A 12,499-nucleotide genomic window follows, 5' to 3' on the forward strand; every position below is an offset into this window, starting at 1 on the left:
CCCGCACGTTGGATGGAACTGCGTCAGCAACTCGAAGCGCGCCGCCACGTCCGGCGCCGTGGCCTTCGATTCCGCCGAGATCCCAAGGCTTATCTCACCAGCCTCGAGGAGCAGGCAGACCAGTTTCTATTGCTGTCTTAGATTTTTTTGATGCCGCGGCCGTGCTCGCTTCAGCTTGGCCCGCAGACGATAGCGGATCAGCTTGTGGACAGTGCTGTACGGCACGTCGCACCCGAACTTCGTGCGCAGCCACTCCTGCGCGTGGGTGTACCCTGCGAACCCCTCGGACTCGACCTGCTTCTGCAGCGCGTCGAAAACAGGGGCTGACAGGCTCTTCTGCACCGGCTTGGGCCCGCTTGTACCGACGTGAAGCATCTGCTCCAGCCCTCCGGCCTTGTAGGCTTTGAGCCAGGCCCACACGCTATTGCGGTGCACGAGGAGCCGGTCGGCGGCTTCTTCGCGACTCTGAACCTCGCCGGAGCGGATGAGAAACAGCAGGTGGAGGCGAGTGCGTCGTTTGGCCACCTGCTCGTAGGTGAGCAGATCCTTCAACTGCTCCGCTGACTCGTTGATGGGCGGGAAGTCGCGTTGAGACATCGGCCCTTCTCCTAGTTGAGAGTTGGGCTAGAAGATAAACGAAGTGAACAAATAATCAAAGTATTTGGTATTCGATCCCAGCGGAATCGCCCCGCATCCCCAAATCCCACACCCCCTTAACATCTCCCACCCTCCGCGCGTCTTCTTACCAGACAGCGACGCGGTGGATGCAGAACCGGCGGCCTTAACATCCTGCCGATGCCGCGCGTCTTCTGTCTGACGGGCCGCGCGGGCATGCACTCCGCCCGGCGGCAAACCATTCTTGAGGAGAACCCGGACGATGAAGATCCACGCTCGTTATTTCGTGGCCGCCATCCTGGCCGCCGCGCCCGTGACCGCCGTGGCGCAGACGGCGCCGCCCGCCGCCGAGCAGCGCGAGCACGCCCGCGAGGGCCGGCGCGGCGAGATGCGCGGCCCGCGCGAAGGCCGTGGCGGCCCCGGCCGCAGCCCCGTGCAGCGCCTGCTGCGCCAGCGCGAGCAGCTGGGCCTGACCGCCCAGCAGGTTTCGCGGCTGGAAGCCATCGACCGCGACCTGCAGGCCCGCAACGCGCCGCTGGTGCAGCAGCTCACCGCGTTGCGGCCCGACCGCGGCCAGGGTGCGGACGGCGCCCGCGCACGCGGAGAGCGCCGCGCGCGTCCAGACAGCGCCGCCCGCGCGGAGCGCCGCCAGCGCGGCGAGCGCCCGCAGCTTACCGCGGAGCAGCGCCAGCAGATGGAGCAGCGCCGGGCGCAGGCGCAGCCCATCATGCAGCAGCTGCGCGCCAACGGGGAGCAGGCGCTCACGCAGGCCCGCGCCGTGCTCACGGCGGAGCAGCAGCAGAAGATCCAGCAGCGGATGGACGAGCGTCGTGAGCGGCAGGGCGACCGGCCCGGCCGCGGCGAGCGTGGTGGGCGCCCGCGCGGCGGCGGCACGCAGCCCCGCTGAGCAGGTTCGGACCCGTCCGGGCGCGCAACCTGCGCCCGGACGGGGTGAACGGGGCATGGAGGCCGATTGACGGAGAGCGATGCGGCACTGGTCGCGCGGGTACGCGGCGGCGACGGCGAGGCGTTCGGAACGCTGGTGCAGCGGCACCTGCGGTCCGCGTACGCCGTCGCGCTGGCGCAGCTGGGTGAAGAGGCCGACGCGCACGATGCCGTGCAGGACGCCTTTGTCACCGCGCTCAAGCGCCTCGAGGAGTGCCGCAAGCCCGACCAGTTCGGCAGCTGGCTCTTCTCCATCGTCCGCAACCGCGCCCGCGACCACCGCCGCTACCGCGCCGTGCGCGACGCGCTTCCACTGGATGCCGCCGGCGAGGTGGCCAACCGCGAAAGCCCGCTGCACGACGCGGAGAACGCCGAGCTGCGGCGGGACCTGCTGGGGGCGATGGAAGGGCTGACGGAGCTGCAGCGCGAGGTGATCCTCCTGTACGACTTCGAGGGGTGGAGCCACAAGGAGATCGGCGACCGGCTGGGGATCAGCGACGGATCGGCCCGCGTGCACCTGTTCAACGCACGCCGCGCCCTGCGCGAGCGGCTTACGGAACGACATCGGGAGGAACAGTGAACATCGAAGACGGCTTCCGCGACCTGGCGCCGCTGGATCCCACGCGCGACACCGTGCGCTGGGAGCGCATGGTGGCGGGGATCACGGCGGCGGCGGCACCGGAGCTGGCCCGCCGCGCGCGCCTCCCCGCGCCAGGGATGATGATGCTGCTGGCGGACTGGGTGCGCCCTACCCTTTCCGCCGCGGCGGTGATGGCGGCCGCCGCGGGGGCGTTCCTGCTCACCGGCACCCAGTCCGCCGCGGAAACCGGCAGCCTGGCGTCGGAGATGGGATACTCCACCTCCGTGGTGAGCTGGGTGGATTCCGAAAGCGCGCCCTCCGTTGAGGAGATGGTGCTGGATCTGGAAGGAGCGGCGCAATGAACGGCGACAACGCGGGCCGCGCCCGGCGCATGCGGCTGCTGGCGGTGCTTTCGCTGCTGGTGGTGTTCGTCGCCGGCGCGCTGGTGGGCGCGGCGGTGGAGCGCGGGCGCGGCGACGACGACCGGGGCCCGCGCCGCCCGCCGCGCGGGGAGCGCCGCGGCCCACCGCCCATGTTCGCGGAGGGAAGCCCCGTGGCCCAGCGCCTCAAGCTCACCCCCGCGCAGCGTGATTCGATCGAGAAGATCACGGAGCGCGACCGCGTGCGGGCCGATTCGGTCTTCCGCGAGACGCGACGCGGCATGCGCAGCCGCTTCGACAGCACCATGATGGCCGTGGAAGCCGTGCTCACCCCCGAGCAGCGCACCGAATGGCAGAAGATCAGCCAGGAGTTCGAATCCCGCGACCGCCACGAAGGCCGCGGCCGGCGCGGCGGCGGTGGCGGCGGTGAGCGCGGACCGCCGTAGCCAGCCCAAGGTTATCGGAGATGGAAGAAGGACGTCGATGAAACCATCATCCGCGTCCTTCCTCTTTTCCCCTCGACGATACTGTCATTCTGAGGGAGGCGCCGCGCGTAAGCTTCTCGTACGGTGTGGTTTGGCGCCTCCCGAAGAATCTCCTTCGGAAACGGGTGGGGTCTCACGCTGAATCCGGACCTGGCCGCCGAAACCAGGCACCCAGCGTGTAGTTTCTTCGTCCGAATGACATCAGCCACCGCATCGCCCCTCTTAATCTCCGCCTAACCGCGCTCCCTTAACATCTCGCCCGGCCCGCACGTCTCCTCTCCAGAAGCACGCATCATCGGCATGGACAGAAGCCCGTCCATCCACGCCCGTCGACTTATGTAGATCCGACGGCGCCAATCCTCGCGCACGCATGGCGACACGCAGGATGTGCGGACTTCGCAAAGTATGAGATTGCGCCGCGCGGTGGGAACATCGCCCGCGGTTCACGGAGAGGGAGAACGACGATGACACAGATCCACTCGGCCGCCGCCCGCTGGACGCGCATCGGGATCGTGGCGGCCGCGCTGGTGATGGCGCCGGCGGTCCACGCGCAGACCGGTGCCGCGCCGCAGCCGGCGGCCGCCCAGTCCGCCGCGGCGCAGGCGACGCCCGCGGTCACGCTGGAGCAGGCGGTGCGGCTGGCGCACGAGAGCAACCCGCAGGTGGTGTCCGCCACGGGCTCCATCGCGTCGGCGCAGGCGGCGGAGCGCAGCGCGCGCGGCGCGTACCTGCCCAGCCTTTCCGCCAGCGTAGGCAGCTCGCTGGCGGGATCCAGCGTCATCGGCACGCCGGCGGCGGGAACGACGCTGGGAGGGACCACGGACTCGTACAGCGCGGGACTCTCCGCGTCGTGGGACGTCTACACCGGCGGGCGGCGGGGCGCAGAACGCACCGCGGCGCAGGCCGACACCCGCGCCGCCGAGGCCACGCTGACCGCCCAGCGCGCCGACGTCACCCTGCAGGTGCAGCGCGCCTTCTTCGAGGTCCTGCGCACCGAAGACCTGACGGCCGTGGCGCAGTCGCGGATCCAGCGGGCGGAAGAGGGCGTGACGGCCGCGCAGCAGCGGCTCTCCCTGGGCAGCGCCACGCGCAGCGACCTGCTGCGGGCGCAGCTGGAGCTGAACACCGCCCGTGGCGACCTGCTGCAGGCGCAGACGGAGCGCGACGCCGCCCGGCTGGCCCTGGGCCGCCTGGTGGGCGCGGACGACGCCGTCACCGCCACGCGCGGCGGCGAGTCGCAGGTCGCAGCGCTGACGGACGCGGACGCCAGCGCGCTGATGGCCCGCATCGAAGCGCAGGCGCCGTCCGTCCTGGCCGCGCGCGCCGCCACGGAGGCCGCCGCCGCCGGGATCGACGCGGCCAGGAGCCAGTACCTGCCCTCCGTCAGCGTGTCCACCGGCTACGGCTGGAACAGCCAGAACCCGGCGCTGGACGAGTCGCGCACCAGCTGGCAGGTGGGGGTGGGCGTGTCGTATCCCATCTTCAACGGCTACCAGCGCGAGGAAAGCGTGGTGCGCGCCCGCACGCAGCAGGCGGCCGCGCAGGCCCAGCTGGCGGACGCGCAGCGCGGCGTGCGCACGGACGCGGCACGCGCGCTGGGGCAGCTGCGGCTGGCCGGCGAGCGCATCACCCTGGCCGAGCAGGCCGTGACCGCCGCGCAGGAAGACCTGCGGGTGCAGCGTGAGCGGTACCGGTTGGGAAGTTCGACCATCCTGGACCTGCTCAGCTCGCAGGAAGCCGTCGTCCAGGCGGAGAGCGGGCTGGTGACGGCGCGCTACGACTTCCAGGTGGCCCGCGCCGAGCTGGACGCCCTGGCCGGGAGCGCCTCGTGAGCGCCGCGGCGCTGCTGGCCCCGCGCGCGGCGAAGGGGGTGGAGGCGCGGGCGAAGGACATCATCCGTGTCCGCGGCCTGCGCAAGGAGTACCGGATGGGCGCGGAAACCGTCCACGCGCTGCGGGGCGTGGACCTCACCGTCGGCCGCAACGAGTACGTGGCGGTGATGGGGCCGTCCGGATCGGGCAAGTCCACGTTCATGAACATGATCGGCTGCCTGGATACGCCCACGTCGGGCGAATACTGGCTGAACGGGCAACCCGTGGCGCGGCTGGACGACGACGCGCTGGCCGCCATCCGCAACCGCGAGATCGGCTTCGTCTTCCAGACCTTCAACCTGCTGCCGCGCAGCACCGCGCTGGAGAACGTGGAGCTGCCGCTGGTCTACGCCGACGTCCGCAAGCGGGAGCGGCGGGAGCGCGCGGCGGCCATGCTGGAGCGCGTGGGGCTGGGCGGCCGCATGGGGCATCGGCCCAACGAGCTGTCCGGCGGCCAGCGCCAGCGCGTGGCCATCGCCCGCGCACTGGCCACCGAGCCGGCGCTGCTGCTGGCGGACGAGCCCACCGGCGCGCTGGACACGCGCACCGGCGAGGAGATCATGCACCTGTTCGGCCAACTGCACGCCCAGGGGCAGACGGTCATGCTGGTGACGCACGAGCCCGACATCGCCGCGCACGCGCACCGGGTGCTGCTGCTGCGCGACGGCGTGATCGAACGGGACGAACGGCGCGGGGACGGATCCTCCGCCGGCTTTCAGACCGCCCACAACGAGGGATGACGAACGATGAACATCAGGTGGAAGAGGGGCGCGATCGCCGGCGGCGCGGTGCTGGTGCTGGGCGCCGGCGGGCTGGCGATGCGGGGCGAGGCCGCGGACGGCAAGGCGGCCGCCGCGGCGCCGCAGACGGTGCTGGCGCAGCGGCGTGACCTGGTGCTGCGCGCGGAGGCCAGCGGCGAGGTGGAGCCCATCCGCACGGTCGAGGTCAAGAGCAAGGCGGGCGGCGAGATCCTGCGCGTGCACGTGGAAACGGGTGATTACGTGGAGGCCGGCACCCTGCTGGCCGAGGTGGACCCGCGCGACGTGCAGAACGCGCTGGACGGGGCCGAGGCCCAGCTGGCCAGCGCCCAGGTGCAGCTGCGCACCGCCCGCGCCCAGCGCCAGCGCGTGGAAGCCCTGCGCGCCGGCGAGATCGTGACGCAGGACGAGTACGAGGCCGCCGTGAACGCAGAAGCCAGCGCGCAGACGGCGCTGGTCCGCGCGCAGACGGACGCCCGGCTGGCCCGCGAGCGCAGCCGCGACGTGACCATCCGCGCGCCGATCAGCGGCACCATCATCACCCGCGCGGTGGAGCCGGGCGTGATCATCGCCAGCGCCACGGGCAACGTGTCCGGCGGCACCTCGCTGTTCACCATGGCCGACCTGTCCGAGATCCAGGTGCGTGCCCGCGTGGACGAAACCGACATCGGCAAGGTGCAGCCCGGGCAGCAGGCGCGCGTGACGGTGGAGGCGTACCCCGGCCAGAGCTTCGCCGGCACGGTGCTGAAGGTGGAGCCGCAGGCGGTGGTGGAGCAGAACGTCACCATGTTCCCCGTCCTCGTTCGCCTGGCCAACCCGGACGGGCTGCTGAAGCCGGGGATGAACGCGGACGTGGCGATGGTGACGGACCGCCGCGAGGGCGCCGTCTCCGTCCCCACCGGCGCGGTGACGACGGTGCGCGAGGCCGCCACCGCCGCGGCCGCGCTGGGGCTGGACGCGAAAACCGTCCGCGCCTCGCTTCGCCCGGCGGGTGCCGGCGGCCAGCGCGCCGCGACCGGCGGCGCGGCGTCCGGCGGACGGGCGGCGGCCGGATCCGGCGCGGCGGCGGGGGCTACGCGCGGCATCGTCTTCGTGCAGACCGCGCAGGGGCCGCAGCCGCGGAGCGTCACGCTGGGGCTGAGCGACTGGGAGAACGTAGAGGTGGCGAGCGGGCTAAAGGAGGGCGAGGCCGTCTACGTGCTGTCCGGCGCGCTGGTGCAGCAGAAGCAGGCGGAGCAGGCAGAGCGGATGCAGCAGCGGATGGGCGGCGGCGTGCTTCCGGGCGCGGGCGCGCCTCCGGCCGGCGGCGGCGCGAGGGGAGGCTGAGATGCGCATGGGAGAGATCACCCGCGTCGCCTTCGACGCGGTCGTCGCCAACAAACTGCGCTCGCTGCTGACGATGCTGGGCGTCATCATCGGCATCGCCTCCGTCATCACCATGGTGGCGCTGGGCAACGGCGCGCAACAGTCGGTGCAGGACCGGCTGGGCGCGCTGGGCACCAACGTGCTGACGGTGCGCAGCGGCCAGTCGTTCCAGGGCGGCGTGGACCGCGGCGGCAACCGGCTGACGGTGGAAGACGCCGAGGCGCTGGCCGCCGCGCCGGTCGCCATCGCCGCCGTGGCGCCGGAGATGGAGAGCCGGCTGCAGGTGGCCTACGGCGCGGGGAACGCCAGCCTGTCGGTGGTGGGAACGTGGGCCAGCTACTTCGGCGTGAACAACCACTCGCTGGGCGCGGGACGGCTGTTCACCGACCAGGAAAGCCAGGGCCGCCGCCGCGTGGCCGTCGTGGGCGCGCTGGTCGGGCAGCGGCTGGGGATCGGCGGGACGGAGCCGCTGATCGGGCAGAGCGTGCAGATCGGCGGCGTGCCGTTTGAGGTCGTCGGCGTGCTGGCGGAAAAAGGCGCCGCCGGGTTCGCCAACCCCGACGAGGCCGTCTACATCCCGCTGGCCACGGCGCAGGCGCGGGTGATGGGGACGGACCGGGTGCGCTCCATCGGCGTGCAGGCGGCCAGCGAGGGAGAGATGCAGGCGGCGATGGCCGAAATCGACCAGGTGCTGCGCCGCGAGCACCGCATCCGCCCCGGCCAAGACGCGGACTTCGACATCCGCGACCAGGCCACGCTGCTCACCACCTTCCAGGAGACGACGAAGACGTTCACCTTTCTGCTGGCCGGCGTGGCCGCGGTGTCGCTGGTGGTGGGCGGCATCGGCATCATGAACATCATGCTGGTGTCCGTCACGGAGCGCACCAGGGAGATCGGCCTGCGCAAGTCGCTGGGCGCACGCCGGAGCGACGTACTGCTGCAGTTTCTGATCGAGGCGCTGGTGCTGTGCATGGGCGGCGGCGCGCTGGGGCTGGCGCTGGGGGCCGGCGGGTCGCTGGCGCTGGCGAAGATGGCGGGGTGGAACATGACCGTGTCGCCCGCGTCGCTGGTGCTGGCGTTCGGATTCTCGGCTGCCGTGGGCGTGTTCTTCGGCATCTGGCCCGCCCGCCGCGCCGCCTCGCTCGCGCCCATCGAGGCGCTGCGGTACGAGTAATACCGATCCGGAAAAACAACATCGGAAGGTACAGAGGAACCGGGAACCGCCAGAGGAACAGAGGTAATCCGCATTCCTCCTCTGTTCCTCGGGCTGTTCTCTCTTCCTCTGTACCCCGACCTCTGTTTCCTGTAGTCCCACTTGAGGTGAGGTGTTTTGCCGGATCTGGTATAACCCACTGCGGCAACAGCACTCACGCGGAGCATCAGAGGGGCAGAGCAGCGGAGAAGATCAACGGCTGCTCTGCCCCTCTGCCCTCATCGCGCCTGGAGGATGCAGATCCTGCAGGCACCGGGAGCAGATGCCTCAGTCGGCGCGAACCGTGGCGTCGCGGATGGTTCGCGGCAAACCTTTCGCGCAGGCGCTGGATACTACTCCGGCAGCTGGAATGATTCGTGGATGCGGGCGAGCACCGTGTCGTGCGGCTCAAGGACGCCGCGGAGCACCACGAAGGAGAGTATGTACAGCACCCCGTTCTTTACGGTGGCGTGCATGTCGAGCCAGGCCTGGGCTCCGCCGTCGTCGTAGCGGCCACGCAGGTGCGCGGCACGCTGGCCGCCCAGCAGGCCGATCGTCTGGACTACGTCCTCCAGTTGCAGCCGTCTGATCGCGATCTCTTCCTCCACCAGCTTGAACAGCAGCGCGTCATCTCCCATCACCAGGCTGGTGAAGACACGGCGGGGTCCAAATGCGGAGGCGGGGAGTGGCTCTTCCTCCGCCATTGCGTCCAACGCGACCGCCACGACGGAGATGTCCCACGTCTTCGCGGAGAGGCGGCCCGGCTCGGTCTGGATCTCCGCGTCCGCCGGCACGGCGACGCGGTACGGGATGGGGCTCCCCACCCTGACCACGAGCTTTCGCCGCGCCGGTGCAAGGCCGGCGAACGCCAGGAGCGAACGCAGGAAATTCACGAGGATCGGCACCGCGGGCTGTCAGAGGTAAGGTGCTCGGAGAGATTATACCATCTCCCGGATTTCGATGTGCGGTGAGGGGAACGATTTTTACGCGGAGGCGCGGAGAAAACAGAAGAGGCGCGGAGGGAACGCCAAAAACGCCTCCGCGCCTCATCCGTTCCTCCGCGCCTCCGCGTGATGCTTTTCCGTCGTTCCTCTGATTGCACAACGAACTGCGAGAAATGGTACAAGGTTCGGTATCAGCCGCCGCGCCGTCGGGGATCCGCGGAACGAATCACAGAAGGCAAAAAACAGCCCCACCCGTGCCTGGCGGGTGAAGCTGTCTTTCGGGCGATACAGACGATGGCTCAGTGCGTGCCCGTCCAGGGATCCATCCCCTGCTGCTGGCGGGGCTTGGTGGTCCGCGGCTTTTCCGGCCGGCTGCCGCCGCTGATCCAGTCGCCGATGCCCCGCAGCGTGCGGTCCACCCATCCGCCAAAATCATCCGGATGCAGCGGGCAGTGCTCCACCGGCTCCGTCCCGGCGATGAAGTACTCCGTCCGCACCTCCGTGCCGGGGCAGCCGCTGCCCGCCAGCTTTCCCGTGGTGCGGTCGATGCTGGCCGTCACCAGGTCCGACGGCGCCGTCCACGCCGTGGGCGCGCCGTGGTTCTGGTAGTAGCTGGCCAGCGCCTTGCCCCACACCGGCGCCGCCAGCCCGCCTCCCGACGCGTTGGCCAGAATGCGCTGTGGCCGGTCGAATCCCAGCCACACCCCCGCCACCACGTCCGGCGTGGCGCCCACGAACCACACGTCCGCCGCCTCGTTGGTCGTCCCCGTCTTTCCCGCCGCGGGAACGCTCCACGAAAGCCCGGCCGTCCGCACGCCGCTCCCCGTGCCGTTGTCCACCACGTCGCGCATCAGCGAGGTGGTAAGGAAGGCGACGGAGGGCGACATCACGTAGCGCCGCGTGTTCTTGGCCTCCCACAGCACCCGGCCCTGCGCGTCTTCCACCCGCCGGATGATCCGCGCCTTGACCGCCATCCCGCCGTTGGCGAAGGGCGCGTACGCCGCCACCAGCTCGATGGGAATCACGTCCGCCGCGCCAAGGAAGGTAGACGGATACGGCTTGACCGGCGTGGTGATCCCCAGCTCCCGCGCCTGCGCCACCACGCTGGCCGCGCCCACCCGCTGCCCCAGCGTGACGGCCGCGCGGTTGGACGACAGGCGCAGCGAGCCGCGCATGTCCATCGTCACCGAATCGGCCACGTGGTCCGCGGGATAGTAGCCCAGCGAATCGCCACCTCCGCCCACCCCGGGCCCGATCAGCGGCTCGGTGATGGGGATGCCCTTGGCCAGCGCCGTGGAGTAGACGATGGGCTTGAACGCCGACCCCGCCTGCCGCTTGGCCTGCGTAACCCGGTCGAACTGGCTGATGGCGTAGTCGCGCCCGCCCACCAGCGCCAGCACGTCGCCGTCACCCGCATCCATCGCCACGAACAGCCCCTGCAGGCAGCGGTCGGGGTTCGCCACGCGCGTGCCCGAACACGCGGAGCCACGGAAGCGCCCGTGCGCCCCGCGCTCCACCGCGCGGATCTGCGCCACCAGCGCCTGCTCGGCCGAGCGCTGCAGATCGGTGTCGAGCGAGGTGTAGACCTTGAGCCCCTGCTGGTCGGCGTCGGCGCCAAAGCGCTCGCGCAGCTCCCGCCGCACCGCGGCGATAAAGTACGGCGCCCGTCCGCGCGCCTCCGCCGGCGGCGCCAGGCCCAGCGGCGCCTCGCGGGCCGTGTTCGCCTCGTCCGCGTCGATCACGCCGGCGTCCTGCATAAGCCCCAGCACCAGGTTGCGGCGCTGGATGACCGCCGCCGGGTTGCGGCGCGGGTCGTAGAACGACGGGTTGCGGGGGATGGAGGCGATGGTGGCCGCTTCGGCGTTCGTCAGCCGCGTGGCGCTCTTGCCAAAGTACCCCTGCGCCGCCGCCTCCACGCCGTGCAGCCCGCCGCCCAGGTAGATCTGGTTCAGGTACATCTCCAGGATCTGGTCCTTGGAGAACTCCCGCTCGATCTGCCGCGCCAGCACCACCTCCCACGCCTTGCGCTTGAGCGTCTTTTCGCGCTTCAGGTGCTGCGGAAAGACGTTTCGCGCCAGCTGCATGGTCACCGTGCTGAAGCCCTGGCTCCAGCTCAGGTCCTTGATGTCGCGGGCCACCGCGCCAAAGAAGCGGCGGTAGTCGATGCCGCGGTGGCGGTAAAAGCGCTTGTCCTCCACCGCCAGAAAGGCGCCGGAGACGTTGGCGGGAATGCGCTCCAGCGGCACAACGATGCGCCGCTCCGGGGCCAGGTGCGCCACCAGGCGGTTGCGCCCGTCAAAGACGCGGCTGGCCTGCGGCGGCGTGTACTCGCGCAGGGCCGTTACGCTGGGGCAGCCGGCGCCCGAGCAGCGCGGCCACAGGTACGCCAGCCCGGCAATGCCGATCGCCAGCCCGACGGCGGCGACGATTCCCAGTACGCGGAGCACCGTCTGCCGGCGCGTGCGCGTGCGGGCCTTGCCGCGAGGGCGCTTGCTGCTGCGTGCCATCTCGTGTGGGGAAAAGCGGGAGAGTGCTGCCGCGGGAGCAGGTCGGGTGTGCCAGTCAGTACCTGCCGATACGGATCAGGTTCCGGATCGGTTTCACATCTGCACCGTCGGGCGAAAGCTGCGACTTACGTGCGCAGCAGCCGTCCTCCGTCCACTACCAGCGTTTCGCCGGTAACGAAGTCTGCCTGCAGAAGATAACGCAGCGCGCGCACCACGTCTTCGGGCGAACCGTTGCGCTTGAGCGGCGTGCGCTCGGCGAGCGACTGGATCTCGGCGTCCGACATGCTCTCCGGCGGCAGCACGGCGCCGGGCGCAATACCGTTCACCCGCACCTCCGGCGCCAGCGAGCGGGCCGCCACGCGCGTAAGGTGGATGACGCCCGCCTTGCTTATCCCGTGCGCCGCATACGCCGCCCAGGTCTGGATGCCGGCAAGATCCGCCATGTTGACCACCGCGCCACGCCGCTCCCGAAGTGTAGCGGCAAGGTGCCGGATCAGGAAGAACGGTGCCCTGAGGTTCACCGCGATGGTGTGATCCCACAACGCCTCGTCCGTCTCCTCCAAACCTTCCGCGGGAAACACCGACGCGTTGTTGACCAGCACGTCGATCCCCCCAAACGCCGCCACGGCCTCGTCCGCCAGCCGCCGCACCGCGTCCGCATCCGCGAGATCCGCCCCGATCGCCATCGCTTCCCCGCCCTTCGCGCGAATCTCCTCCACCAGCTGGTCCGCCGGCCCGCTGGACGAGTTGTAGTGGATAACGAGCCGGTATCCATCCTCCGCCAGTGCGGACGAGATGGCGCGGCCCACGCGGACCGCGCCTCCGGTGACCAGCGCGACGGGAGCGGCGGACATCGG

12 protein-coding genes are annotated in these 12,499 nt (G+C 70.7%); 8 read left to right on the forward strand and 4 right to left on the reverse strand.

Annotated elements, in window-relative coordinates; all coding sequences use genetic code 11:
* Nucleotides 1-126: 126 nt before the first annotated feature.
* Complete coding sequence (locus ACOJUJ_RS23110) at nucleotides 127-597, reverse strand: helix-turn-helix domain-containing protein (protein ID WP_420129280.1); 471 nt, start codon at nucleotides 595-597, stop codon at nucleotides 127-129.
* A 280-nt stretch (nucleotides 598-877) separates the two neighbouring features.
* Here ACOJUJ_RS23110 and ACOJUJ_RS23115 point away from each other — a divergent pair, with 280 nt between their 5' ends.
* The 8 genes from ACOJUJ_RS23115 to ACOJUJ_RS23150 all read left to right on the forward strand — a co-directional run bounded on the left by ACOJUJ_RS23115 (nucleotide 878) and on the right by ACOJUJ_RS23150 (nucleotide 8,173).
* Entirely contained in the window at nucleotides 878-1,522 is a 645-nt protein-coding gene (locus tag ACOJUJ_RS23115) for a hypothetical protein (RefSeq protein WP_420129281.1), read from the forward strand.
* A gap of 66 nt (nucleotides 1,523-1,588) precedes the next feature.
* On the forward strand, nucleotides 1,589-2,140 hold the full coding sequence (locus tag ACOJUJ_RS23120) for an RNA polymerase sigma factor (protein ID WP_420129282.1): 552 nt from the start codon (nucleotides 1,589-1,591) through the stop codon (nucleotides 2,138-2,140).
* A complete protein-coding gene (locus ACOJUJ_RS23125) occupies nucleotides 2,137-2,502 on the forward strand; it encodes a hypothetical protein (protein WP_420129283.1) in 366 nt (121 codons plus the stop codon). Before ACOJUJ_RS23120 ends, ACOJUJ_RS23125 begins: the two co-directional genes overlap by 4 nt.
* Nucleotides 2,499-2,966: a hypothetical protein gene (locus ACOJUJ_RS23130; protein WP_420129284.1), complete on the forward strand. Its 468-nt coding sequence runs from the start codon at nucleotides 2,499-2,501 to the stop codon at nucleotides 2,964-2,966. Before ACOJUJ_RS23125 ends, ACOJUJ_RS23130 begins: the two co-directional genes overlap by 4 nt.
* Nucleotides 2,967-3,469: 503 nt before the next feature.
* Nucleotides 3,470-4,837 carry a TolC family protein gene (locus ACOJUJ_RS23135; RefSeq protein WP_420129285.1) on the forward strand — a complete coding sequence of 456 codons (1,368 nt, stop codon included), beginning with the start codon at nucleotides 3,470-3,472 and terminating at the stop codon, nucleotides 4,835-4,837.
* A 95-nt stretch (nucleotides 4,838-4,932) separates the two neighbouring features.
* Nucleotides 4,933-5,616: an ABC transporter ATP-binding protein gene (locus ACOJUJ_RS23140; protein ID WP_420129304.1), complete on the forward strand. Its 684-nt coding sequence runs from the start codon at nucleotides 4,933-4,935 to the stop codon at nucleotides 5,614-5,616.
* A gap of 6 nt (nucleotides 5,617-5,622) precedes the next feature.
* Nucleotides 5,623-6,960, forward strand: coding sequence for an efflux RND transporter periplasmic adaptor subunit (locus ACOJUJ_RS23145; RefSeq protein WP_420129286.1), 1,338 nt, complete (start codon nucleotides 5,623-5,625; stop codon nucleotides 6,958-6,960).
* A 1-nt stretch (nucleotide 6,961) separates the two neighbouring features.
* Nucleotides 6,962-8,173 (forward strand): ABC transporter permease, encoded by a 1,212-nt coding sequence (locus ACOJUJ_RS23150; RefSeq protein ID WP_420129287.1) that lies wholly within the window; start codon nucleotides 6,962-6,964, stop codon nucleotides 8,171-8,173.
* Between the two features lie 371 nt (nucleotides 8,174-8,544).
* Here ACOJUJ_RS23150 and ACOJUJ_RS23155 read toward each other — a convergent pair whose 3' ends face one another.
* From ACOJUJ_RS23155 to ACOJUJ_RS23165, 3 genes are all read right to left on the reverse strand, one after another.
* On the reverse strand, nucleotides 8,545-9,084 hold the full coding sequence (locus ACOJUJ_RS23155; protein ID WP_420129288.1) for a hypothetical protein: 540 nt from the start codon (nucleotides 9,082-9,084) through the stop codon (nucleotides 8,545-8,547).
* A gap of 350 nt (nucleotides 9,085-9,434) precedes the next feature.
* Entirely contained in the window at nucleotides 9,435-11,642 is a 2,208-nt protein-coding gene (locus ACOJUJ_RS23160; RefSeq protein WP_420129289.1) for a penicillin-binding protein 1A, read from the reverse strand.
* Between the two features lie 125 nt (nucleotides 11,643-11,767).
* Complete coding sequence (locus ACOJUJ_RS23165; protein ID WP_420129290.1) at nucleotides 11,768-12,496, reverse strand: SDR family oxidoreductase; 729 nt, start codon at nucleotides 12,494-12,496, stop codon at nucleotides 11,768-11,770.
* Nucleotides 12,497-12,499: the final 3 nt, after the last annotated feature.

This window comes from Longimicrobium sp. (assembly GCF_048594345.1).
Classification (GTDB): Bacteria; Gemmatimonadota; Gemmatimonadetes; order Longimicrobiales; family Longimicrobiaceae; genus Longimicrobium.